Genomic DNA, 24,212 nt, shown 5'->3' with positions numbered 1-24,212 from the left:
ATGCCTATATATACAAAAGAACAAGCACAGGCTTTATTAAAAAAAGTGCTTAACTATTCCAAAGCCGATGAGTGCGAGGTAAGCCTGGGCGGCAGCGAGGGCGGTAACGTACGTTATGCCTTAAACGCAGTTTCTACCGCTGGTGATATCAGTACGGTTGGCCTTAGCGTAACATCTGTTTACGGCAAAAAAGCAGGGTCGGCTACTATAGATCAGTTCGACGATGCTTCGCTGGAGCGCGTTGTTCGCCGTTCGGAGGAACTGGCGCAGCTGGCTCCCGAAAATTCGGAATACATGCCGATGCTTGGTCCGTCAGAATTTAAAGAGTCGATAACCTATAATGCCAATACAGCCGCCATGACGCCGGAAAGCCGTGCAGATATGGTAGGCAAAAGTTTGCAGGCAAGCAAAAATGCCAAACTATTTGCAGCCGGCTTTCTTGAAAACTCAACCGGGTTTAACGCGGTCATGAATTCTAAAGGTTTATTTGCCTACAACAAAAGCAGCGATGTTACCTTTTCTGTTACCACCCGTAACGAGGGCGGCACTACATCCGGCTACGCAGCCCGCGGCTTTACCGATGTATCTAAATTAGATACCGCATCTGCCACGCGTGTGGCCTGTATGAAAGCTAATGCCTCAGTTGGTGCAAAAGCATTGGAACCGGGTAAATACACGGTGATATTAGAGCCTGTTGCAGCAACCTACATGCTGGAAAATATGTTCCGGTTTGATGCGCGCAGCGCAGAAGAGGGCCGCAGTTTCCTGAGTAAAAAAGGCGGCGGTACCCGTTTAGGCGAGCAACTGGTTGACCCTAAAGTAACCATCTACTCTGATCCGTTCAATCCCGATCTGCCATCATCAACCTGGACAGGCGACGGCCTGCCACGCGAAAAAACCATGTGGATAGATAAAGGCGTAGTGAAAAACTTATCCTACTCGCGCTTTTGGGCGCAAAAAAAAGGTGTAGCGCCTACCCCCGGCCCGGGCAATATCATTATGGAGGGTGGCACCCAAAGTTTAGAGGACCTGATCAAAGGTACCGAGCGTGGCATCCTGGTATCAAGGTTATGGTATATCCGTATGGTAGATCCACAATCGTTGCTGCTTACCGGCCTTACCCGCGATGGTACGTTTTACATTGAGAATGGTAAGATCATGTTCCCGGTAAAAAACTTCAGGTTTAACGAGAGCCCGGTAATTATGCTGAACAACCTGGAAGCCCTGGGCAAGCAGGAACGCAGCATCAGCGTAGAAAGCTACCGTAGTTACCTGATCCCGCCCATGAAGATCAGGGACTTTACATTTAGCTCGTTATCAGATGCGGTATAAGAGATTTGACAACTTTAATAAAGTTGTCAAATCTGGTTTTGAAATGGCGCTTAATGGCGATGAAGATTAGTAACCTTACGTTCAGATCGCTATCGAATGCGGTGCAAGGGAGATTTCTGGGATTTGAGATTTGACAACTTTAATAAAGTTGTCAAATCTGGTTTAAAGGCCATTATTATTGGCGTTTTTGTTTATTTGCAGCCCCAAAGCTTTTATCATGCAAAAATTCCCGGTTAGTAGTTCAGTTTTGTCTGCAGATCATCTGGGCGTATTGGTACAGGATGTTTACAATTTAAACACCGGCGTTACCTGCCAGCTTTTAAAAACAGGCATCAACCACAGTTATCTGATAAAAGACTTTCCTGATAAGTATGTATTCCGTATTTATAGTTTAGACTGGCGCACCCGCTTAGAGATCGAGGAAGAGATCAGGTTATTGAATTTGCTGTGCGATGCCGGGATCTCCGTATCTTATCCAATAGCAGATGCCGATGGAGATCATATCCAGGAATTGAATGCACCCGAAGGCATGCGCTATGGTGTATTGTTTTCTTTTGCTGAGGGTGAAAAGCTGCTCAACTTCCCTGCAGAGGTACATCATAAAGCTGGCGAAACCATGGCCCGCATACACCAGGTAACTAAAAATGTAGGGTTGCAAAGGGCAACCTATACACCGCAAGTTTTAACAGAAGACACAATATCCGGCCTGCAAAAGTTTTTACCTGCTGACAGCGAAGAGATGGCCTGGATATTATCTACGCAAAAGTATTTACTAAACGAACTGGCCAAAGCCGATTTAGGGCAATTACGTACAGGTGCCGTGCACATGGATATTTGGTTCGATAACTTTAATATCACTAAAGATGGCCAGATCAATTTGTTTGATTTTGATTTTTGCGGAAACGGGTGGTTGTGTTTGGATATTGCTTATTACGTATTACAATTGCACAGTACCGAAAAGATAGAGGATGAGCGTAACGAAAAGCTAAATGCCTTTTTTGCCGGGTATGAATCTATCACTCCGATAAGTGCGGAAGAGAAACGCCTGTTGCCTGTGCTGGGTGTTAGTATGTATTTCTTTTACCTCGGGGTGCAATGCAGGCGGTTCGAAAACTGGTCGAACGTGTTTTTGAATGAAACTTATTTAAAACGCTTTATTAATCTGCTGGTAAAAAAATACTTTGATGAAAACGTTGTGACCGCAACAAATGTTAACCCATCATGACAAATACAACAAAAATTGGCTGGATAGGCCTTGGCTTAATGGGTAACCCCATGTCACAGCAATTGCTGAAAGCCGGTTACCCCGTTACGGTTTACAACCGCCATAAGGATAAAGAAGCTGCATTGAAAGAGCAAGGTGCCGAAACAGCATCATCCCCAAAAGAATTATTGCAGCAAACCGATGTGGTTATCATTATGGTGACCGACGACCAGGCCATCCGTGATATTTTTACAGGTGAGGACGGTTTGTTAAAGGCAGGTGCTACAGATAAGATCATGATTAATATGAGCACGGTATCGCCCGCCATCAGCAAAGAAATGGCCGGGTTATGTAAGGCGCAGGGGTTGCATTATCTGGATGCGCCGGTATCAGGCAGCGTTAAACAGGCCGAAACTGCCCAACTGGTTATTATGGTGGGCGGCGAAGCTGCTGCCTTTGAAAAAGCCAAACCTATTTTAGAAAAAATTGGCAAAATGGTGGTTAACGTTGGCGAAACAGGTGCCGGCAACAGCGCTAAACTGGCTATAAATACCCTGCTTAGTTTTTACACTCAAGGGCTTGCCGAAGCCGTTATCCTCGCCAAAAACAATGGCATCGAGCCGGCAGTTTTGCTGGATCTTTTGGGCAACGCAGCTATTGCTAACCCTTACACCAAATTAAAAGGCGAGGCCATTACCAATAATAATTTTAAAGCGGCATTCAGCCTTAAAAATATTGTGAAAGACCTGAAGCTATCTAAAGATATAGGCCTCACCACGCCTTTAGGCCAGGCTGCGCTAAATACGTTTGAGAAGGCTTCTGCAAAGTTTGGAGACGAAGATCTGATAGCTATCTATAAATATTTAGATAACACCAATTAACGATCACCTTTGCTTTTTTAAAGAAAACGCGGGCTTGTTAGATTTTACTTTTTCTGAGCCATCGTAAAGGCTTAAGGTTTTTTTATTGATGATAAACGAATAAGCTTTCTGGCCTGTAGTGCCCAGATTAAAGATGATCTCGTCGTGGCTGTGGTCGGGATCCGTAATCAGGTCATTTTGTATGTAATAAGTGGTAAAGCCGGCCAGGCCCGTTACTTTCCCATCATTGGTAAAATTGGCGGTAATTTTTTTGCCTGATGCGTCAGCCCCCTCATACCTGCCCGACAGGATAGCCTGGTTGATCATAAAATTCATGCCCGGGGCCAATCCGGCTGCAGGCTGCTTATCCATCGCCTTTATATACTGGTCGGTATTGGTTTCCCTGGTATCCGGGTTATAATGATAGATGATCAGGTTTGTATCTTTTTTAAGCTTATAACTTAACTCATCTTTACCTAAAGTAATGGTGGTTGTGTTTCTGCCTGGTTGAAATTTAAGCGTTAGGTTACTGCCCTCGTGGTTGTTTAAAATAACCGGCACTATAATACTGTCGCCGGTAAGTTTGGCTGTATCAATATATAATACGGTGATACCCCTGCCTTTATCCACAGCCTCTAAAGGCGATTTGCTCTTTTTTACTTTTTTAATGTAGTCCTTTTTTACCCAAACGCCATTGATCATTGGCTTAAACTGCTGTATCAGCGCGGGCGATTGGTTGAGCCTGCTGCTACTGCCCTGTTCAGAATCGTCGGTTTTACTTTTGCACGATAAAAATATACTCAGTATAAGCGGGAAACAGATAACTCTTTTCATGTAGACGTATTAATAAACCCAAGATAGGGAATAATGCTGTTTAACGGACATTTAAAGGCGCTTTTTAACATTATTATTTGAAGTATTTTGTCAATCATCGCTTATACTCATCAGCCATGTTTAATTCTAAACTTTCCTCAGTACCTTACTTTTTCTTTTGTTGGATATAAGCAAATAATTAAGTTTACCCCATACCTACACAAACAAACTCCAACCTTCAAAGTTCTTTCGTATTTTTGCATCTTATTAATTCCACCTCTGCATGAATGCTGATGCCGTTAAAATGCTGCAAGGCCGTTATTGTAATTCATTAACCAGCTATTCCCGTTTTGTAACCCGCGAGGTTGCTATTGGTGATGTGCCAATGGGCGGCAATAACCCCATCCGCATCCAAAGCATGACCACCACCGATACCATGGACACTATAGGTACGGTGGAGCAAACCATCCGCATGGTTAACGCGGGCTGCGAATATGTGCGGATAACAGCCCCGAGTATTAAAGAAGCCAACAACCTGGCCGAAATTAAAAAGCAGTTGCGCATGCGCGGTTATAATGTGCCGCTGGTTGCCGATATACATTTTACCCCAAACGCTGCCGAGGTAGCCGCCCGCATTGTAGAAAAAGTGCGTGTAAACCCGGGTAACTATGCCGATAAAAAGAAATTTGATACCATAGAATATACCGACCTGGAATACCAGGGCGAGCTGGACCGCATCTTCCAGAAATTTACACCGCTGGTAAATATTTGTAAGGAATACGGCACGGCCATGCGCATTGGCACCAACCACGGCTCGTTGAGCGACCGGATCATGAGCCGCTACGGCGATACCCCGCAGGGTATGGTAGAGAGCGCTATGGAATTCATCCGCATGTGCGAGGCCTTAGGTTATTACAGCCTTGTGGTGAGCATGAAGAGCAGTAACCCGCAGGTAATGGTGCAAGCCTACCGCCTGCTGGTACAAACCATGGTGGCCGAAGGTATGAATTACCCGCTGCACCTGGGTGTAACCGAAGCCGGCGACGGCGAGGATGGCCGCATCAAATCTGCCGTGGGTATTGGTACCCTGCTGGAAGATGGCCTGGGCGATACCGTGCGTGTATCCTTAACCGAAGAACCCGAAGCCGAAGCACCTGTTGCCATTGCGCTGGTAAAAAGATATTCGTTAAGGAGTGAGATTTTAGGAGCGAAGAGCGAAGTAGCTGTAGCGAAGAATAAGGAAGAAAACATCTCGCACCCCGCACCCCAATCTTCACATTCTCCGTACGAATACAAAAAACGCGACACCTACGAGGCTAATGCTTTTATAGGCGGCCACATGGTGCCGAGGGTGGTTATTGATCTTTCGCGGGCTAACCTGAAGGATGCTGCTGTAATGAATGATGCAGGCTACCTGTATTCGGCATTACTGGATAAATATACCATGGCCGAGCAATCGGTAGATTTTGTTTACCTGGGCGATAGTTTGCCATCGTTTACGCTACCGGGTAACTTAAAGCAGCTTTATAACTATACAACCTGGCAAAAGCTTACCAATAAAACGCTTTGCCACCCGCTGTTTACGCTGGATGAGTATAGCCGTACAGGTGCCGACCGTACATCGGCCCTTAACCTGGTGCGCATTAAAAATGCGGATTTGGATACAGATGCCTTTGGTTTGATCCCGCTGGATAAGTCGCTGGTTTTTGTGCTGGAAACTGATGAAGCCCACGGCATGGCCGACCAGCGCACCTTTTTCCTGAAACTACAGGAGATGGAGCTGGATGTACCGGTGATCGTGAAGAGAAGCTATACATTCTCAGACCATGTACCATCGACCATGGACCATGGACAAACCGACCTAACCACCTATCTGCAACTTTACGCCGCTACCGATTTGGGTGCTTTATTGGTTGATGGTTTTGGGGATGGCATTTGGATAGATGCACCGCAGGTGCCGGCCAACATCATCACGTCTACCGCTTTTGGCATACTGCAGGCCACCCGCTCGCGGATCTCTAAAACAGAATATATCTCTTGCCCAAGCTGTGGCCGCACGCTGTTCGATCTGATGTTGACCACACAAATGATCCGCAGCCGCACCAGCCATTTAAAAGGGTTAAAAATCGGCATTATGGGCTGCATTGTAAACGGCCCCGGCGAAATGGCCGATGCCGATTATGGCTACGTAGGCTCGGGCACGGATAAGGTTACCCTATACCGCGGGCAGGAAGCCGTAAAAAAGAATATCAATTCGGCCAACGCGCTTGATGAGCTTATCGGCATCATCAAAAGCGATGGCAACTGGTTAGAACCTGCCGAATAGGTTAAATAGGTAATTTCCGTAACCCTGTTAAATAAACAAAGCCCCATTCTTACCGAACGGGGCTTTGTTTATTTGATAGCAAGATCTTAGTGAATCCCCATAAATAACCTGCTCCAGCGGATCTTGCTGAAGAACGAGCCGTTATCGTCCCAGCTCATCCATACAAACAGGGCTTTACCTACTATGTGGTCTTCGGGCACAAAACCCCAGTAGCGCGAGTCTAACGAGTCGTGGCGGTTATCGCCCATCATCCAGTAATAATTCATTTTAAAGGTATAGGTAGTAGTTTCCTTACCGTTTATCAGGATCTTACCGTTATTGATCTCCAGCTTGTTACCTTCATATATTTCAATGGCGCGGCCATAAACCGGCAGGGTTAAACTATCCAGTTTTACCGTCCACCCTTTTTTAGGGATGATGATAGGGCCGTAGTTATCTACATTCCAGTCGAAATTTTTATTGTTGGGGTTAAGCTTATATTTTTGGGGTGAACTGGCCGGGAACACCGGATTTAACGGATCTGTTAAACCGGCGGGCATGTAGTTTGGTGTAATAGCTTTAACGTTAGAGTAGGTTTTAAGCTTGGCAGCAGCATCCTTAGTCATGGTTGGCGATGGTACGTTATCATAATTAGATACGTTAAGCTCTGCCAAAATATCGGGATTTACATCCATGCCGTTGGTGGTAACGGTATAATCTGTTTGCTCGCCCGGCGGGTTTGGCGCGGCCTTGCCATTTACATATACCTGCGCGTTAACCAGGCTTAGGGTATCACCCGGGGCGCCCTGGCAGCGTTTAATATAATTTTCGCGCTTATCTACCGGCCTGTAGTACGGCGAATCTGCCTCCATAGGATAATTAAATACCACTACATCGCCTTTTTTAACTTCGCTTAAACCGGGCAAGCGGTAATAAGGCAGCTTAATACCATCCCAGTAGGCTTTGGTGCCAAGCAGGGGCATGGTATGGTGCGCAAACGGGAATGCTACGGGTGTCATTGGTGTACGCGCGCCATAGTTAACCTTGCTCACAAATAAAAAATCGCCTACTAACAGCGAGCGTTCCATCGAGGGAGTAGGTATGGTATATGCCTCTATAAAAAGCACACGGATCAAGGTAGCGGCTACAACAGCAAATATGATAGCGTCGAACCACTCGCGGCCGGCGCTTTTCTTTTTCTTATTTTCTGCTGATTTATTTTTATTCCAGAATTTCCAGTTCATTATTTAAATATAGGGCAGTAAATTAATACTAATTATTAAAATCAAACATATCCTCAACAGAATAAAAACCTTTTTTATCCTTTACCCATTCGGCAGCCAGTACGGCGCCCAGTGCAAACCCGTTACGGTTATGGGCGGTGTGCTTAAATTCTATGGTATCCACTTCAGAATCATATATCACGGTGTGGGTGCCCGGCACGTTCTCTATCCTTAAAGATTCTATCAGCACCTCGTTATTAGCGATGGTTTCATCATCAGGCTGATCATCACTTATCAAAACATTTTTCCACTCATTTTTACCGTCCAGGTTTTGTATGATCCCCTCGGCAATGGTAATAGCCGTACCGCTTGGCGAATCGAGTTTTTGGGTATGGTGTATCTCTTCTACCTGTACATCATAGTACGGATAGTTGTTCAGCACCCTGGCCAGCATTTTATTAATATAAAAAAAGATGTTTACCCCTACGCTAAAATTGGTACCGTATATTAACGATGCCTTGTTATACCCGCACTGCTCTTTTATCTGCGGCAGCTCTTTATGCCAGCCGGTGGTACCTACCACAATGGGCGTACCCGCATTAAAGCAAAGTTCGATATTAGATAAAACGGTAGCCGGGGTGCTAAATTCGATAGCCACATCGGCCTTTTGCAGGTTTTCGGCAGTTAGTTCGTGCGCGTTATCCCGGCCTATCTTCAGTACAATTTCGTGCTTACGGTCAAGGGCTATCTGCTCTATCATTTTACCCATTTTACCGTAACCTAACAATGCAATCTTCATCGGTTAATTTATTTAGCTAAGGCTTTGTAATTATTTTAAAGCGTAAAGGTAAATTTTATACCCGGAATAAATGCACTGCTAAAATTTGAAGCATAAACAGGCTGATTCATAAAGGTTGGGGTTACCCTAAAAGATAAATTGTTATCTACCGTAAACGAATTAATGAATTTGGCATCGATGTAAGCCTCTATCGTTTGCACGCCCCAAACAATCAGCACACCTAATATACTTATCTGGAAATTGCGCTGATAACCGTTCGCGGCGCTCTCCAGGTCGGCATATGAAGCGCCGTAATTCAGTACATACAAATCATACTCGCGCTTATATTTCACATAAGTATCATATAGCTGATCGCCTTTTACAGGCATGCCCACAACGCCGGTATTAGAGATCCGGGCAAGGTTCAAGAAAACTTTATACTGCTTTTGATTATCAATGATAGCCTTAGCCAAAAAACCTAAGCCAACATAAATAGCCGGTACCTTTAAATACCAAATGCCCTTATTATAGTACTGCCCCCAGCCCGGCACCATCAACGATCGCTTAACGGCCAGGCTTGGGCTGTGTGTGCTATCCGGATGGTACTCTTTATCCTTTTTTATTTTGGGTGCAAACGAGGTTTTTTTTACCGTATCAGCTTTTTTTAAAACCGTATCTGCCCTGGGCTTTGCCAGAGTATCCGGCTGCTGGCCCATAGCCAAAAGGGCAAAACTTAAAAAAAATACGGTGGTTAAAAGTTGTTTTAGCATGTGATGTATTACCAATCCAGCATTTCCAATATACGGCCCAGATCATCTTCGGATAAGAACGGAATTTCTATGCTTCCATTGCCCTGGGCATTAACTTTAAGCTTAACCCTGGTGCTAAACTTTGATGCCAGGTCGTCCTGCACCTTTTGCAGCTGGTAGGGCAGCGCTTCGGGCTGTTTACCTTCCTTTTTTTGCGGGGCTTTCTGAATCTCCCTCACCATCTCCTCTACCTTACGTACAGACAGTTCGTTTTTAATGATCTGCTGAAAAATGTAAAGCTGTACGGTTGGGTCATCTACAGCCAGCAAGGCTTTGGCATGCCCCATGGTAATGCCGCCATCGCGGATGGATGCCTGTATGGTAGGCGGCAATTTTAATAACCTTAAATAATTGGTAACGGTTGATCGGTTTTTGCTTACGCGGTCGCCCAGTTCTTCCTGCTTCAGGCTGCACTCGTCTATCATTCGCTGAAAGCTCAGGGCAACTTCAATGGCATTCAGGTTTTCGCGCTGTATGTTCTCGATCAAGGCCATCTCCAGCATCTGCTGGTCGTTAGCGGTGCGCACATAAGCAGGGATCTGGGTAAGGCCTGCCATTTTAGAGGCACGCAGCCTGCGCTCGCCGGATATCAGCTGATAGGCATGTGCGCTAACCTTACGCACGGTGATAGGCTGTATCAGCCCTTGTAATTTTATGGAAGCCGACAGGTCTGCCAGGGCCTGCTCATCAAACTCGGTGCGGGGCTGAAAAGGGTTAACCTCTATCTCGCTTATCTTGATCTCATTTACCGAGCCCAGGCTATCCAGTTCTGATACCGGGTTAGACGGGTTGGCATAAGTTTTTTTATTATTGGTATTTACGTTCGGGGAATCGTTCAGCAGGGCGCTTAAACCTTTTCCCAAAGCGTTTCTTTTCTCTGTACTCATTGTTTTTGTTAAGCTGTTACGGTGGTTGCCAGTTCCTCGTTACTCACCAGGCCATTCTTGCGGATGATCTCGCGGGCAAGGTTCAAATAATTTACGGCACCCTTACAGTTGGCATCGTGCATAATTACCGATATACCAAAACTTGGCGCCTCGCTTAAGCGCGTGTTACGCTGTATAATGGTATCAAAAACCATATCCTCAAAATGGGTGCGCACCTCATCAACCACCTGGTTTGAAAGGCGCAGGCGCACATCATACATGGTTAACAATATCCCCTCAATCTGCAGTTGCATATTCAGGCGCGACTGTACAATTTTGATGGTATTTAAAAGTTTACCCAAACCCTCTAACGCAAAATACTCGCATTGTACCGGGATGATCACCGAATCGGCAGCGGTAAGGGCGTTAATGGTAATTAAACCTAACGACGGAGAGCAGTCGATAATAATAAAATCATACTCATCGCGCACGCTTTCCAGCACCGCTTTCATTTTATACTCGCGGTTGGTTAGGTTTATCATTTCTATCTCGGCGCCAACCAGGTCAATATGTGCCGGCAGCAGGTCGAGGTTTGGTGTTTCGGTTTTTTGAATGGCATCATGCGGGTTAATATTATTAATGATACATTCGTATATACTATTTTTGATATTGCGCGGATCGAAACCAATGCCCGATGTTGAGTTGGCCTGCGGGTCGGCATCTACAAGCAATGTCCTGTATTCTAACACAGCTAAACTTGCGGCAAGGTTTATGGATGATGTAGTTTTACCAACGCCACCTTTTTGATTTGCTAAAGCAATAATTTTACCCATTCTGGTATCTCTAAAAAAATTAAGTATGCGGTTTATAACAAACGAAAAACAGGCGCATAAATTTTTATGTTTGTACTGTTTTTTGTCCGACGCTAAAGATACGGATTTAAATAATTGAGAAATTAACAGTTTTGCCAACTTACAAACATATTTGAGTTTGGTTAAGTGGTAAGTGGTGAATAGAGAATGGTTTTATAACGTGCTTATAATCATGATTTAAACCTGTCTTTAAATTAGCTATTTAACTACTCACCACTCTCTATTCACTACTCACTAACAACATGGTCACCATCATAGCATCAACCAACCGCCCCGGAAGCTTAACGCTGCAGCTTGCCAAATACTATCAAAAGCAGCTTGCCGCCAAAGGGCTCGATTGTAATTTGCTATCATTGGCACAGCTGCCGCCCAACCTGATCGAAACCGACCTGTACGGCAAACGCAGCGAAGCTTTTAACGAGATCCAACAGATCATCACCGCTACCGAAAAATTCCTGTTCATCATCCCGGAATATAACGGCAGTTTCCCGGGTATATTAAAGGTTTTTGTAGATGCCTGCAGCTTCCCCGAGAGTTTTTACGATAAGAAGGCTGCACTGGTGGGCTTGTCATCCGGCAAGTATGGCAACATCAGGGGGATAGATCATTTTACCGGCGTTTGCCATTACCTTAACCTGCATGTAATGCCCTTAAAGCTGCATATCGCATCCATCCGTAAAGAAATGGATGCCGGGGGGAATCTTACCCAGGAAGATACCCTGCGCTACACTACCGAGCAAATGGATAAATTTATTATGTTTTAAGGCTTAGCGCATTAGCAACACCCAGCCGGATTTTGCAGGGAGCCCATCTTTTTTAAAGTCGATAATGTAGTAGTAAGTACCTGCAGGCAGGGCACTGCCGTTAAATTTGCCATCCCAGGCTTTGCCGTAGCCCCTGCTTTGGAATACCTGCTTACCGTTTGGGGTTAATATGGTGGTAAGGCTTTGCGGGTACGTTTCTAAAGCTGCAATGTTCCAGCTATCGTTTACGCCATCGTTATTAGGTGTAAAGCTTGTTGGTATGTCAATTTTATTATAAACCCTAACAAAAACGCTACTGGCGTTAACACTGCAATTATTAACGGATATAGCGTTAAGTGTATAAATAATATCTGCAGGCGGGGTTGCTATTGGTGTTAGGGAAGCGGGGTTGTCCAGGTAATCTGCAGGTGTCCAGATGTAAGATACCACATCACCAACGGCGTTACCATCAAGTTTAACAGACTGCCCCTCAAATATCTTTTTGTTACTGCCCGCGTTAACTACCGGTGTAGGTAAAACATTTACCTGTACGGTACCCGTGCCAACACAGTTACTGGCATTGGTTACTTTAACCGTGTATAGCGTTGAGGCAGACGGACTGGCAACCGGATTAGCCGAATTTGCATCAGATAAGCCAATCGCAGGCGACCAGCTATACTTTACCGCATCCGTGGCAAAAGCATTGATAGTGGTGCCGGTACCCGAGCATATTTGTTTTGTTGGGCTAACATTAACTACAGGCTTGGCGTTAACAGTTACTTGCACATCGGCAGAGGTAAAACAATTGCCCGCTGAGGTGATCACCAGGTGATACGTGCCTGCATTTATTGCGCTGGCATTGGGTATATTAACCGGGTTTTGCGAGGTTGCCTGCAAATTGGGCCCGCTCCACGTATAGGTGGCCCCGCCGGTTGCGGTTAAGGTAAGCGCATCGCCCTCACATACTTGCTGTGAAGTAGCTGTTGGCGGTAACGGGAAAGCTGTTACGTTAATACTAATTGCATTTGTATATACACGGCAATTTAAAGAATTGATGTTATTACCCTCGGCTGCGCCTAATCTATACTGGTAAATGCCTAATTTTGCACTTGGGAAATCCCTTTTTAACGACGCAGGATCAACTTCCCCGGCAATATCTGTCCAACCATTGCCATCATTTAAATTTTGCTGCCATTGGTACATTGGCATTGTAAAACCGGTACCGGTTACGGCTGTAATATTGTAAGATGCGGGCTGCCCTACACACGCATTTTGATCAGTAACATTTATATCGCCTGCAAAACCGGCTTTTGAAACCGGCCCGAAAGCCCTGAAAACAATATCATCAAGCAACAGATCGTTACCGTTACCGCCGGGCGCATTATTCACCATCCTGATCACTACACGGGTAATTCCCGGCAGGGTGGTAAATTTGGTGCCATATTTTATCCAGCCGTCTGCACTTGCAGATAGGGGTATCTCTACCGTATATGGCAAATTTAACTGTACGCCCTCGGGTGTTTCTATAATAAACGTTATTTTGGGTTTTATGGCCTGCCCATCTTGCTTTATCAGGTTAAGTATATATGCCGAAAACTCATAGGTAGTATTTTCGCACAATACGCCAGCATCTGTTGTTAGCCTAAAAAATTCTTTGTTGGGGGTTTCATCTGCGTTCACAATCATCATATAGCCGCCTGTATTACCGGTATGGTCATGCGTAACCGTGTGCCAGGTGCCGCCAAAACAATTATTTGTGCTTGTACCTACGCTGTAAGAACCATCGATAGGGCAGGTATTGCTGGTATAGGTATAATCTGTTACAGGTAGCTTTGGGGTGCCGTTAGATCCAAAATCGATGTTAACTACCGGGTCGCCCAGTGCACCTTCAGAAACTTGTGCAGCGGCTTGCATGGTTACCAGCATTAAAAGTGCTATGATATATAATTTACCCTTATTGCAATACATCTGTTATTCTGCAGATATCAAAAATATTGTTTTTGGCCAATAATTGTATTTATTATTGACTGTAAAGCGCCATAATCACGCACCAAACAAAAGCCCATACTTTAAGGTTATTTATTTAACTAAAAAACAAACATGAAAACATACCTTGCTTATACTTTAAGTATTACCCTGCTTGCTGCCAGCTGCCAGCAAAAAAAAGCAGACAGCACCAAAGCCGCAAACGTAAATACCGATGTTCAGCAAGAGGTTAAACTACCCGCCCCTTACCAAACCAAATCTGTAAGTAATTACTGCAAAGTGATAGGCTGGCCGGCCGGTAAAACCCCCGTTGCACCTGCGGGCTTTACAGTAAGCTTATTTGCCGATAGCTTAAAAAATCCACGCAATATATACATCGCCCCGGGCGGTGATATTTTTGTATCCGAAGCCAATACTGAGGCTAAGGGCGTTAAAAAGATAGGCGCTAAAATAATAGGCGCCGCGGCCTCACAAAACATGGGCAAAAGCGCCAACCAGATCACCTTACTGCGCGATACCAATGACGACGGCACACCCGATACCCGCACCGTATTTTTAAGCCAGCTAAACCAGCCCTACGGCATGCTGATACTGGGCAACTATTTTTACGTAGCCAATACCGATGGCCTGTGGCGCTACGATTATAAACCCGGCCAAACCAAAATAACCACACCCGGCAAAATGATACTATCGTTGCCTGCGGGCGGCTATAATAACCACTGGACGCGTAATATCAAAGCAAATGCAGCTGGCACCAAAATTTATGTGGCCGTAGGCTCGGGCACCAACATTGCCGAGCAAGGTATGGAGGTAGAAAAACGCCGCGCCGACGTGCTGGAGATAAACCCCGATGGCAGCGGCGAACGGGTATATGCCAGCGGCTTGCGCAACCCTGCGGGGATAGCCTTGCAGCCGGGAACGGGCGTATTATATGCCGTAGTGAACGAGCGCGATAAATTAGGCGACGACCTGGTGCCCGATTACCTGACCAGCGTTAAAGAAGGCGGCTTTTACGGTTGGCCCTGGGCCTACTTTGGCCAGCATGAAGACCCGAGGCCGGAAGTTAAACGCCCGGACATGGTAAAAAAAACTATCACGCCCGATCTGTCTTTAGGCCCGCATACCGCATCCTTAGGTTTGGAGTTTTACACTGGCAAAAAATTCCCGGTTAAATATCATAACGGTGCGTTCATCGGCCAGCATGGGTCATGGAACCGGTCGGTGCTATCTGGTTACAAGGTGGGTTTTGTGCCCTTTACCAACAATAAACCTGCCCCTAAAATGGAAGATTTTTTAACCGGCTTTGTAGCCAATTTAGAAAAGAAAGAAGTTTACGGCCGCCCGGTTGGCGTAGCTGTAGCTAAAGATGGCTCGCTGTTAGTGGCAGATGATGCCAGCAACCGTATATGGCGGGTTAGCGCAAAATAACTTTCAAATATTAAAACAAAAAATAGCCCAACATCATGTAAAGGGCTATTTTTGTTTAGTTTGAATGCTTTTATGATAAAAAACTACTCAAGTTTATTTTTATTCCTCCTATTTTTTAATACTGCTTTTGCGCAGACAAAGCCTGACGGTAAACCCGATACCGTACGGCAATTACCCCCCGTTATGGTAAAGGGCTATTTGTCAGAACAGCCGGTTTTAAGTGTGCCCGCCTCTGTAAGCGTTTTGGGTGGGGCGCAGTTACGGTTACAGCCCGATAATTCATTTGTTACCGCCCTGAATACGGTACCGGGCGTACGCGCTGAAGAACGTTCGCCGGGAAGTTACCGCCTGTCTATCCGGGGTAGTTTGCTGCGCTCACCATTTGGGGTGCGGGACGTTAAAGTTTATTTTGATGAGATCCCTTTAACCGATGCAGGGGGCAATACTTATCTTAATGCGATAGATATTAGTAATATCAGGCACATTGAGGTGCTAAAAGGGCCGGATGGAAGCCTTTTTGGGGCGAATTCTGGCGGTGTGGTTTTACTGAACCCCGTGAACCGTATGGATAGCAATTACCTATCGGCAGGGATCAACGGCGGCTCGTATGGTTTGTTTCATGAGAAGGTTTCGTTACAAAATACCAGTGCTAAAAACCGCTTCAACTTCAATCAATCTTACCAAACTTACAATGGTTACCGCCAAAACAGCCGCATGCACCGCACCTATATACAGGCCGGCGATGCTTATCGCTATGCCCCGCAAAGCGAATTACGTGCAAGCATCTTATACTCCGACCTGGACTACCAAACACCCGGCGGCTTAAACCTGGCGCAAATGATGGCTAATCCACGCTCTGCACGGCTGCCAACGGCTACCCTTCCGGGCGCCATCCAGCAGAAGATCCGCATTAATACCAAAATGCTTTTGGGTGGATTGGTAAACGATGCCCGGCTAACCAACCGCATCCGTAATGTATTGGCCGTTTTTGGCAATCATGTAGATTTTGCCAACCCATTCATTACCAACTATGAACAGCGCAATGAAAACACTTACGGCCTGCGCACTTACTTTGAACTGGCAGCTATCCGGAAGGAAAACCTCGACTGGAAACTAAACCTGGGCATAGAGTGGCAGCAAACCAATTCGCAGATAAGCAATTATGATAATAATGCAGGCGAAAAGGGCAACGTGCAAAAGATAGATAAGATCAACACCGGGCAGCATTTCTTTTTTGTTCGCTACGCGGCTGATATTTTTAAACGGCTGCACGTAGAGGCCGCTGCAAGCTTAAATTACTACGGCTACAAATTCCGTAATCTGGCGCCACTGAATGAAACCGGCTTTACCAACCGTAATTTTGATGCCGTGGTAATGCCAAGGCTGGCCCTCTCCTACCAGGTTACTAATGATTTTATCTGGCGGGCATCGGTTAGCCGGGGATATTCGCCGCCTACCACGGCAGAGGTTAGGCCTACCAATAACATCATCAATACCGGCCTGCAGGCGCAATTGGGTTGGAACTACGAAACAGGTTTCCGCCTGCGCAATTCAGATGAAAGCATGCTGTTGGATGCCTCTGTATTTTATTACCGGTTAAATAAATCAATTGTTCGCCGCTTAAACCCCGATGAAACCGAATACTACATCAATTCAGGCGGCACCAACCAGCCCGGTTTTGAACTTGCTTTTACCGATTGGCTTGTTAAAAGAAAGAATAATGGTATCATCCGTGGCCTGCAATTTAATACCGCGCTCACGGTTAGCCGTTTTAAATTCAGGGACTATAATGTGGCCGGGGCAAATTACTCGGGCAACCGCTTAACCGGGGTCCCGCGCGAGGTGGTAGTATCGTCCTTGCAAATGCTGTTGCCGCAAACTTTTGCTTTATTTATACAGCATAACTACACCGCCAATATCCCGCTGAACGATGCCAATACCGTTTATGCGCCTAAGTATCATTTACTACAGGCCAAAGCGTCCTGGCAGCATAATATCAGCCATAAAACCCGATTAGAACTTTATGCTGGTGCAGATAATTTGTTAAATCAAAAATACAGCCTGGGTAATGATCTGAACGCCGTTGGCAACCGTTATTACAACCCCGCCCCGCTAAGGAATTACTTTTTTGGGATAAATTTGAATATGTAGGGTGGGTTTATAGCGAAATAGTTGATGGTTCATAGCGCTCGCGCAAGTTTAGCGTAGCGTAACTTGTGTGTAACAACAGGCAAGCTTTCAGCTTGTGTCAGCTGAAAGCTCACCGCATTTTAGGCACAAGCTGTAAGCTTGCGCAAGTGTTGGGTACCAATGACGGCTTTTGCTATGGTCTATCAACCATTTACTATGGACTAACCTACATCGCCGGTTCCTGCTTATTTTGCACTTCGGCTACGTTACCGCCACGGCCTTTAACATCAAACGCACGGAACTTGATCATACCGTTTGCAGGGATGGGTTTTTCGTAAATCGTGCTGTTGGCATCCGGCTCTTTACCGTTGGTGGTGTAGCGGATAACCATCCCAGGGAACTGGATGTTGCTTTTATATTTACCATCTTCCAGTATCACACCCGGCTTAGGGATGCGGAAGTTGTAGCCGCCATTGTAATAAGCCAGGCGCGGCAATTCGCGTTTACCTAAAATGTTCAGAAATTTGCTCCAGTCGGCGTTGTATAATTCGCGGGCTTTGGCGGTATCGCGCTCGGTGGCCCATGCCGGGTCTTTGGCCCAGGCGCGTTCGCCCAAACCTATCAGCTTAGGGAATATCATGTAATCCATCCGCTCCGGGGTTTTTACAGTTTCGCCCCATAACGCACCCTGTAAGCCAATAATGTTGGTTTTACCGTAGTCGGTAAGGCGCTGTTTACCTATAAAGATATTGCGGTTTATCGGGCGGCCATTCTTATCCACATCTGCATTTTTAAAGTAATCATACGGAATGAACGAGAAAAATTTATCTATCCCCAAAAAAGCCCCCCAATAATAACCCGGCTCATCAAAAGATTTATAGTTGGCCATATCAAAGTACAGGTTGGTTACACAGGTAAGCACGGTTTTATAACCGCCGTTAGCCAGTTTGTAAGCCAGATCTTCCTGCCCATCCCCCAGTACGTTGTTCCAAACATCAACCTGCATATTTTCGCCTGCAAACTGCGGGTTGGGCACATAGGTGCTTTGCCCGTCAACCAGGGTTTTACGCAGGGCCATTTCTTCCCAGCCGGCCATCCGGATATTGCGTTTCTTTAAGATACTATTTACCCTGCCGTAAAAGTAATACCAAAGGTCTCCGGTATTTTGTATTTCGGGATTGCTTGCCTTTAATGCCAGGTAAGCTGGCGATTTTTCCCAAACGTGCGCAGGCACCTCGTCGCCCCCAAAGTGGATAAGCGGCAGCGGCGCACCAGCTTCCTTGTAAATATTTACCAGGTCTCCCACTACGGTTTCAATGTAGTTGTAGGTTGATGGCAGGGATACATCTATTACATTATCATTCCAATATTGTACAGAGTGATAGGCAGACTTATCGTTCAGATCTACCAGCAGGTTACGTTCTGCACCGGCTTTATCACCGGCAGCCATTAAACGGTTGTAGCGTGCAGTCATCGCTTTAATAGATGCACGGGCATGGCCGGGTGTTTCTATCTCGGGTATCACGGTAATATGGCGTTCGGTGGCATATTTTAAAATTTCTATATAATCTGCCTTTGTATAAAAGCCCGTACCAGCTATATTGCTAATATCCGGACCAGAGCCATGAGAAGCAGGCAGCAATGCTTTACTATCCAGCGTATGGCCGCGTTTGGAGCCTACGGCGGTCAATTCCGGTAACGACGGGATCTCTATCCGCCACCCCTCGTCATCAGTTAAGTGAAGGTGCAGGGTATTGAGTTTGTAAACCCCCATCAGGTTTAAAAGCTTAACTACCTGTTGCTTGCTTTGAAAGTTACGTGCAACATCCAGCATTACGGCACGGTAAGAGAAACGTGGTTCATCCTTAACTTCCATACAAGGCACCGGGATATTGGCTTGCGCTTTCATCCCCGGCGAAGGGGCTATTGCCGTTTGCAGGGATTGGATGCCGTAAAACAAACCTGCCGTGGTTGATGCGCCTACATTGATACTTGTTGGTGTAACCGTGAGTGTATAAGCCTCGGCACCCAGGCCGGTATCCTTTTTAAAAGTTATTCTTTTGCCTGCTGATATATTCTTTAATTTACTGCCCAAAAGCTTTTCTAATCCGGCAATAAAGTAAGCTTTCTCTTTAGCAAAAAGTGGGTCGCTTACAATATTTACGGTGTTGGTTATGATAAAATTACCCGAGTTTTCGATGTAGCTAACCGGCGTAGGGATAATTTTTTGCAGCTGCGATGCCGGGATATCCTGAATAACCTTGTTCTGGTTATACAAGATCTCGGGCGTTATCAATCCCTGGTAAGTTGGGCTATATGGCTTTATCGTAAAATCGCCGGGCAGGTAACCTTTATCCGGCACAGCATCCCAAACAAAATAAGGCCCTTCAATGGCATCTGTAAAATTCACCACGGGGGCATCACATACATATTCTATGCGTGTATGCTCTCCGGGTTTTATGGCTGCAAATTTATCGTTAGGCGTAATGCAGTATAAGTCGCCATTTATTTGTGCAATTTTAGCATTGCCGCTAACCGCATCAGATGTGTAATCGCGCGATGAATTGAAATAGATCTTCCAGCCGCTTGCAGGCAAAGTTTGGTTGCCTTTATTGGTTATAATTAACGCCGTTAAAGCCCGTGGTTTATTCTGATAATTATTATCAACCACCTCCCAGCTCAGGTGCAAATCTTTTACATTAAAAGCCGGCGCACCAGCCGTAACTATTACAGTTTTAAAGGTTATTACAATAAAAAATATCAGCGTAAAAAAGCGGCGCATGGGTTATATTTTGGGTTAGTTAATATTCAATTTTTTAGTCAGCTTGTCAATTTTGTCAGTCTGAGTCTATCGACTTTTGTCAGTCTGAGCTTGTCGAAGACCTATACGCTTGGCTAATGGTTCGACAGGCTCACCATGACATCTTCGCCATGTCAGTCTGAGTTTATCGAAGACTTAGCAAAGCAGTTAATGGTTCGACAGGCTCACCATGACATGCTAAAATACCATGTCATTCTGTACGCGCTCCATCTTGTCAGTCTGGACACGTTAACAACTTGCCGGTCTGAGCCTGTTGAAGACTACTCAACCGTAAATATAAACAATTTAAGATGCGGGAAATCTTTTTAAAATATTTTTTAAAGTGCAAATTTCACCCAGCCGTTGCCTTCGTTACCAAATATAAACTGCTTGGGATGGATGATCTCGGCAAGTATCTCCACAGAATCTACTACCCTTGGGCCGGGGCGGTTAAAGTACTGGTTACCATCGGCAATATAAACGCGGTTATTCTTTACCGCTTTCAGATCGGTAAAGCCTGGCCGGCCTAACAGCAGGCTTATCTCGCGCATGGTGCGCTCTATAGCAAATCCGCAAGGCATCAGCAAAATGATGTCCGGGTCGCTTGCGCGAATGTCATCCCAGCTTACATAGAGCGAATATTTGCCCGCCTGGGCCAATACAGGCGTACCACCGGCAATCTGCACCAGCTCGGGCACCCAGTTGCCGGATATCATCAGCGGCTCCAGCCATTCTATACAGGCTACGGTTGGCTTGTTTTCCATAAACTTTAGCTTATGGCGAATGATGTCTACCCGCTCTGTCAGGTCTTCCAGCAAGCGCTCGCCGGCATCGGTTACCTTCAGGGTACTGGCTACTAATTTAATATCGTTAAAGATCTCATCCAGGCTGTTGGGCTGCAGCGAAATGATCTTTGCCTGTTTATCCAGATAACATTCCAGCGCCTGCTCCACCTCCGGCAGCGATACCGCACAAACCTCGCATTGTGCCTGGGTGATCACCACATCAGGCGATAAATCTTTGATCACCTCGCGTTTTACTGTATAAACCGACAAAGCATCCGCCAGGATCTCTTTTACCTTTACATCAATATCGGCGCTGCTCAAGCCATCCGGAAAGTTGGCTTCAGAACATACGGGCAGGCTTTTTACCGCTTCGGGGTAATCGCACTCATGCGAGCGGCCAACCAGGCTGGCTTGCAGCCCCAGGGCGCAAACTATTTCGGTAGCGGCGGGTAATAACGAAACTATTTTATCAGACATTTCTTTTTAGCAGGTACAATGCTGCAAATATGCAAAATATAGCAGCATTTTTTAGATAAGTGGATACTGGCAGCTACGCAATACAGCGCATACCCTGCACATGATATTTTTTCCTGTTTAAACATTACCTTTGCCGCTAATGATATTTCTAACCTTTTTTATCGGGATAATTGCCAATTTCATCGGCTATATACCTCCCGGTAATATCAACCTTACTTTGGTACAGATCACCATAAACCGTGGCATGAAACAGGCGCTGCAGTTTATTATAGCCTTTAGCTGTATAGAGTTTTTTTTTACCTATGTAGTGATGCAGGGCGCCAAATGGCTATCTGAAGAGGTTAAGCTGGATACCATTATCGACTGGGTAATGGTGGTGCTTTTTGGCACCCTGGGTACCATTACTTGGTTAAACCGCAATAAGCCGCCAAAAACCACTTATAGCAACCATGCCAGTATCAAATACGGAATTTTGCTGGGCTTTTTAAACCCGATGCAGATCCCCTTCTGGATGGTTACGGGCACTTACCTCATTACGCATCAATGGATAGAGGACGGCCGTTTAGCGTTGGTGATATTCAGTATCGGCTCGGCGGCGGGGGCGTTCATTGCGTTATATTTATATGCCAGGTTTGCCAGCTACCTGCAACGCAAATTTGAGTTAAGCACCAAAGCTATCGATATTGCTATCTCCATCCTGTTTTTTGCCTTTGCAGCTTATCATGTTTTTAAGCAGATCTACCTGGTGTATTTTAAGCACAGGTAATTACATCACACTTTTCCCGTTTTGTTATACACTTTAATGCCGGGTGTTTAATTTTTACAAGGATCACCATAACTTGCACCATATTTTCAGGTATGATAATCTTGTAAAGTATGATCAACAGCATTATTCATTATTTCAGAAACAGCGGTCAATTTTCACAAAGAATAAAAAGGCGCCACGAAACCTTCTGGCAAAACCGCCACGGCGAACGTGTGAGAAATACCAAGATGAGCCGGCACGACCCGCTGGATAAGTGGATGGACGACCCATACTGGCAACGCAAATTAAGCAATAAGCATAACGCCAGGGAATTTGCCAAAATGCATGGCTGCAAAGTGCCTCACCTTTACTGGAAGGGATCTCATATAGATGATATTAACTTTGCAGACCTGCCACCTCAATATGTTATCAGGCCAACAGTAGGGCATTCTTCAAACAATGTTTTTGTGATGAAGAACGGCATTAATCTGTTTGATAAAACGCTTTATACCTGTGATGAAATTAAGGCAATTTTAAGATCAGAGGTTGCGGCAAACCCCCATCAGGAGTTTTTAGTGGAAGAGTTTTTAAAAAATGAGGACGGGGAATTTGACATTCTTACCGACTACAAATTTTATTGTTTTAAAGGCGAAATAGCCTGTTTATACGCCATTAAAAGGTTAAGCCCTAAAACCGGTTTCGGTACTTTTTATGATGAGCACTGGCAACCCATGGAAAAGGTACAACATAACTATCCGCTTGCAACAGACATCAAAAAACCCGGGTGTTTTGATGAGATGGTGAAGATGGTAAAAACCTTGGGCAGCAGCTATAATATGTTTGTGAGGATAGATGTATATGCTACCTGCAACGGTTGTGTATTTGGCGAGTTTACCCCAACCCCATCTATGGGAATGAACTTTACCCGGTTTGGAAAAAAGCTGATGCTAAGTTATTGGGATAAATACTGCACCGGCATTATTTAAACAGCGCTTACTATTCCTGAGAGGTTTTTACATGAATGTTCCAGATCTTTTCTGCCTTGCGGCCTACCAGCCAAAAGGATAGGGCCAGGATAGAAAAGAACAGCGTTTTGTTGGTGCCATCCCAAAAATACTCAAAGTATTTGGTGTACAGGAAAATGATAAGGAAGGTAATGCCAAACTCGCGGGCAATTGTATCTTTAAATTTTAAGCCGTAAAGCAAAAACAAACCTGCAGCTACGGCAGCAATAATTCCCCAGTAAAACAGGCTGATCTGCTTGATTTGCCACCATACATCCAGGCTGCCATAATTACCAAAGATGCTCAATAACCAAAGCGACATAAACAGGTATAACATCCCTACAACATAAGTAAGCTCCCAAAAGTAGGCGAACCATTTTTTGCCTTTAAGCAGGTGGCAGGCCCCTACCAGTAATAACCCAAATACCACAAAACGCAACGGATAATTCATCCCCAAAAAGTAAAAGGCCCAGTTGGTTTGGTAACCCGTTTCGGTGCCGAACCAGCTGCCGAGCGATACCAGCGCAAAAAGCCAGATGAGCCTTGATTGCATGCGCGATGCCAATATACCATATACCAATACGGATACCAGGAACAATATAGAGTAATGCCCCGAACCATTATCAAAGGTTTTACCCAGGTAAGCTATGCAACTGGCGGTGCAAAAAACGCCTAAAAACAGGGTAGCTTCATTACTAAAAATCTTTTCAGGGTATAATTTTTCACGCCTGCGGCCTAAGTAGAATAAGGCAGCAGCAGCTGTGCCGGATAGGATACTGATAATAACATCAGGGGTATCATACAGCTTTTTGAGCCAGGTAATAACTGCACTATCTACAATTAACGACCCGATAGCTATGGCACCGCAAAATAAAGCCACCCAAATACTATACTTGGCCAACCGCATCCAATCGAAACCTTTTACTTCATAAGAATTACGGAGCTTTTCGGCCTGGGCAGCATCAAGCAGGTTGCTTTTTTGCCAATGCGCTATGGTATTGTTTAAAAACTCACTTTCCTGCCGGTCGATATTCAGTTTAGCCATAGCTTGA

19 protein-coding genes are annotated in these 24,212 nt (G+C 45.4%); 9 read left to right on the top strand and 10 right to left on the bottom strand.

Annotated elements, in window-relative coordinates:
• The 3 genes from E2R65_RS05820 to E2R65_RS05810 all read left to right on the top strand — a co-directional run bounded on the left by E2R65_RS05820 (position 1) and on the right by E2R65_RS05810 (position 3,417).
• Positions 1-1,332 (top strand): TldD/PmbA family protein, encoded by a 1,332-nt coding sequence (locus E2R65_RS05820; protein ID WP_134335558.1) that lies wholly within the window; start codon positions 1-3, stop codon positions 1,330-1,332.
• 217 nt (positions 1,333-1,549) lie between these two features.
• On the top strand, positions 1,550-2,557 hold the full coding sequence (locus E2R65_RS05815) for a phosphotransferase enzyme family protein (protein WP_134335557.1): 1,008 nt from the start codon (positions 1,550-1,552) through the stop codon (positions 2,555-2,557).
• Entirely contained in the window at positions 2,554-3,417 is an 864-nt protein-coding gene (locus E2R65_RS05810; RefSeq protein ID WP_134335556.1) for an NAD(P)-dependent oxidoreductase, read from the top strand. Before E2R65_RS05815 ends, E2R65_RS05810 begins: the two co-directional genes overlap by 4 nt.
• A 3-nt stretch (positions 3,418-3,420) precedes the next feature.
• Here E2R65_RS05810 and E2R65_RS05805 read toward each other — a convergent pair whose 3' ends face one another.
• Complete coding sequence (locus E2R65_RS05805) at positions 3,421-4,230, bottom strand: hypothetical protein (protein ID WP_134335555.1); 810 nt, start codon at positions 4,228-4,230, stop codon at positions 3,421-3,423.
• Positions 4,231-4,492: 262 nt separating this feature from the next.
• Here E2R65_RS05805 and ispG point away from each other — a divergent pair, with 262 nt between their 5' ends.
• Positions 4,493-6,535, top strand: coding sequence for a (E)-4-hydroxy-3-methylbut-2-enyl-diphosphate synthase (gene ispG, locus E2R65_RS05800; protein WP_134335554.1), 2,043 nt, complete (start codon positions 4,493-4,495; stop codon positions 6,533-6,535).
• Positions 6,536-6,621: 86 nt separating this feature from the next.
• Here the strand turns inward: ispG and lepB are convergent, their stop codons facing one another.
• Genes lepB through E2R65_RS05775 form a run of 5 tightly spaced genes read right to left on the bottom strand, consistent with a single transcriptional unit; the run spans position 6,622 to position 11,023 of the window.
• A complete protein-coding gene (lepB, locus tag E2R65_RS05795; RefSeq protein WP_134335553.1) occupies positions 6,622-7,758 on the bottom strand; it encodes a signal peptidase I in 1,137 nt (378 codons plus the stop codon).
• Between the two features lie 28 nt (positions 7,759-7,786).
• Positions 7,787-8,536, bottom strand: coding sequence for a 4-hydroxy-tetrahydrodipicolinate reductase (gene dapB, locus E2R65_RS05790; protein ID WP_134335552.1), 750 nt, complete (start codon positions 8,534-8,536; stop codon positions 7,787-7,789).
• 35 nt (positions 8,537-8,571) lie between these two features.
• Complete coding sequence (locus E2R65_RS05785; protein ID WP_134335551.1) at positions 8,572-9,285, bottom strand: DUF5683 domain-containing protein; 714 nt, start codon at positions 9,283-9,285, stop codon at positions 8,572-8,574.
• An 8-nt stretch (positions 9,286-9,293) separates the two neighbouring features.
• On the bottom strand, positions 9,294-10,211 hold the full coding sequence (locus E2R65_RS05780; RefSeq protein ID WP_134335550.1) for a ParB/RepB/Spo0J family partition protein: 918 nt from the start codon (positions 10,209-10,211) through the stop codon (positions 9,294-9,296).
• A gap of 8 nt (positions 10,212-10,219) precedes the next feature.
• Positions 10,220-11,023, bottom strand: a complete 804-nt coding sequence (locus E2R65_RS05775; RefSeq protein ID WP_134335549.1) for a ParA family protein — start codon at positions 11,021-11,023, stop codon at positions 10,220-10,222.
• A gap of 281 nt (positions 11,024-11,304) precedes the next feature.
• Here E2R65_RS05775 and E2R65_RS05770 point away from each other — a divergent pair, with 281 nt between their 5' ends.
• Positions 11,305-11,826: an NADPH-dependent FMN reductase gene (locus E2R65_RS05770; protein WP_134335548.1), complete on the top strand. Its 522-nt coding sequence runs from the start codon at positions 11,305-11,307 to the stop codon at positions 11,824-11,826.
• 3 nt (positions 11,827-11,829) lie between these two features.
• Here E2R65_RS05770 and E2R65_RS05765 read toward each other — a convergent pair whose 3' ends face one another.
• Complete coding sequence (locus tag E2R65_RS05765) at positions 11,830-13,773, bottom strand: gliding motility-associated C-terminal domain-containing protein (protein WP_134335547.1); 1,944 nt, start codon at positions 13,771-13,773, stop codon at positions 11,830-11,832.
• Between the two features lie 132 nt (positions 13,774-13,905).
• Between E2R65_RS05765 and E2R65_RS05760 the strand changes: the two genes are divergently transcribed.
• Entirely contained in the window at positions 13,906-15,219 is a 1,314-nt protein-coding gene (locus E2R65_RS05760) for a PQQ-dependent sugar dehydrogenase (RefSeq protein WP_134335546.1), read from the top strand.
• Between the two features lie 183 nt (positions 15,220-15,402).
• Positions 15,403-17,370 (top strand): TonB-dependent receptor, encoded by a 1,968-nt coding sequence (locus E2R65_RS05755; protein ID WP_229704647.1) that lies wholly within the window; start codon positions 15,403-15,405, stop codon positions 17,368-17,370.
• A 205-nt stretch (positions 17,371-17,575) separates the two neighbouring features.
• Here the strand turns inward: E2R65_RS05755 and E2R65_RS05750 are convergent, their stop codons facing one another.
• Together E2R65_RS05750 and E2R65_RS05745 are read right to left on the bottom strand one after the other, a co-directional pair.
• Positions 17,576-20,131 carry a family 20 glycosylhydrolase gene (locus E2R65_RS05750; protein ID WP_134335544.1) on the bottom strand — a complete coding sequence of 852 codons (2,556 nt, stop codon included), beginning with the start codon at positions 20,129-20,131 and terminating at the stop codon, positions 17,576-17,578.
• Positions 20,132-20,487: 356 nt separating this feature from the next.
• Positions 20,488-21,411 carry a cobalamin-binding protein gene (locus tag E2R65_RS05745; RefSeq protein WP_134335543.1) on the bottom strand — a complete coding sequence of 308 codons (924 nt, stop codon included), beginning with the start codon at positions 21,409-21,411 and terminating at the stop codon, positions 20,488-20,490.
• A gap of 139 nt (positions 21,412-21,550) precedes the next feature.
• Here E2R65_RS05745 and E2R65_RS05740 point away from each other — a divergent pair, with 139 nt between their 5' ends.
• Together E2R65_RS05740 and E2R65_RS05735 are read left to right on the top strand one after the other, a co-directional pair.
• Entirely contained in the window at positions 21,551-22,177 is a 627-nt protein-coding gene (locus E2R65_RS05740; RefSeq protein WP_134335542.1) for a LysE family translocator, read from the top strand.
• A gap of 110 nt (positions 22,178-22,287) precedes the next feature.
• The gene (locus tag E2R65_RS05735) at positions 22,288-23,142 is read left to right on the top strand and encodes an ATP-grasp fold amidoligase family protein (protein ID WP_134335541.1); all 855 of its coding nucleotides are present in this window, start codon (positions 22,288-22,290) and stop codon (positions 23,140-23,142) included.
• A 10-nt stretch (positions 23,143-23,152) separates the two neighbouring features.
• Here E2R65_RS05735 and E2R65_RS05730 read toward each other — a convergent pair whose 3' ends face one another.
• The gene (locus tag E2R65_RS05730) at positions 23,153-24,205 is read right to left on the bottom strand and encodes a DUF2157 domain-containing protein (RefSeq protein WP_134335540.1); all 1,053 of its coding nucleotides are present in this window, start codon (positions 24,203-24,205) and stop codon (positions 23,153-23,155) included.
• Positions 24,206-24,212 lie beyond the last annotated feature (7 nt).

It is taken from the genome of Mucilaginibacter phyllosphaerae (assembly GCF_004378255.1).
In the GTDB taxonomy this organism is placed as follows: domain Bacteria; phylum Bacteroidota; class Bacteroidia; order Sphingobacteriales; family Sphingobacteriaceae; genus Mucilaginibacter; species Mucilaginibacter phyllosphaerae.
The sequence above is the reverse complement of the archived record's forward strand: the minus strand, read 5'-3'. Positions and strand labels throughout refer to the sequence as shown.

What these genes read in the sequence shown, in the direction of transcription:
- E2R65_RS05820 (WP_134335558.1), top strand. Translation starts at nt 1, where the DNA reads ATGCCTATATATACAAAAGAACAAGCACAGGCTTTATTAAAAAAAGTG.
- lepB (WP_134335553.1), bottom strand. Translation starts at nt 7,758, where the DNA reads ATGAACTGGAAATTCTGGAATAAAAATAAATCAGCAGAAAATAAGAAA.
- E2R65_RS05750 (WP_134335544.1), bottom strand. Translation starts at nt 20,131, where the DNA reads ATGCGCCGCTTTTTTACGCTGATATTTTTTATTGTAATAACCTTTAAA.
- ispG (WP_134335554.1), top strand. Translation starts at nt 4,493, where the DNA reads ATGAATGCTGATGCCGTTAAAATGCTGCAAGGCCGTTATTGTAATTCA.
- dapB (WP_134335552.1), bottom strand. Translation starts at nt 8,536, where the DNA reads ATGAAGATTGCATTGTTAGGTTACGGTAAAATGGGTAAAATGATAGAG.
- E2R65_RS05785 (WP_134335551.1), bottom strand. Translation starts at nt 9,285, where the DNA reads ATGCTAAAACAACTTTTAACCACCGTATTTTTTTTAAGTTTTGCCCTT.
- E2R65_RS05730 (WP_134335540.1), bottom strand. Translation starts at nt 24,205, where the DNA reads ATGGCTAAACTGAATATCGACCGGCAGGAAAGTGAGTTTTTAAACAAT.
- E2R65_RS05815 (WP_134335557.1), top strand. Translation starts at nt 1,550, where the DNA reads ATGCAAAAATTCCCGGTTAGTAGTTCAGTTTTGTCTGCAGATCATCTG.
- E2R65_RS05810 (WP_134335556.1), top strand. Translation starts at nt 2,554, where the DNA reads ATGACAAATACAACAAAAATTGGCTGGATAGGCCTTGGCTTAATGGGT.
- E2R65_RS05775 (WP_134335549.1), bottom strand. Translation starts at nt 11,023, where the DNA reads ATGGGTAAAATTATTGCTTTAGCAAATCAAAAAGGTGGCGTTGGTAAA.
- E2R65_RS05780 (WP_134335550.1), bottom strand. Translation starts at nt 10,211, where the DNA reads ATGAGTACAGAGAAAAGAAACGCTTTGGGAAAAGGTTTAAGCGCCCTG.
- E2R65_RS05765 (WP_134335547.1), bottom strand. Translation starts at nt 13,773, where the DNA reads ATGTATTGCAATAAGGGTAAATTATATATCATAGCACTTTTAATGCTG.
- E2R65_RS05740 (WP_134335542.1), top strand. Translation starts at nt 21,551, where the DNA reads ATGATATTTCTAACCTTTTTTATCGGGATAATTGCCAATTTCATCGGC.
- E2R65_RS05805 (WP_134335555.1), bottom strand. Translation starts at nt 4,230, where the DNA reads ATGAAAAGAGTTATCTGTTTCCCGCTTATACTGAGTATATTTTTATCG.
- E2R65_RS05755 (WP_229704647.1), top strand. Translation starts at nt 15,403, where the DNA reads ATGGTAAAGGGCTATTTGTCAGAACAGCCGGTTTTAAGTGTGCCCGCC.
- E2R65_RS05735 (WP_134335541.1), top strand. Translation starts at nt 22,288, where the DNA reads ATGATCAACAGCATTATTCATTATTTCAGAAACAGCGGTCAATTTTCA.
- E2R65_RS05745 (WP_134335543.1), bottom strand. Translation starts at nt 21,411, where the DNA reads ATGTCTGATAAAATAGTTTCGTTATTACCCGCCGCTACCGAAATAGTT.
- E2R65_RS05760 (WP_134335546.1), top strand. Translation starts at nt 13,906, where the DNA reads ATGAAAACATACCTTGCTTATACTTTAAGTATTACCCTGCTTGCTGCC.
- E2R65_RS05770 (WP_134335548.1), top strand. Translation starts at nt 11,305, where the DNA reads ATGGTCACCATCATAGCATCAACCAACCGCCCCGGAAGCTTAACGCTG.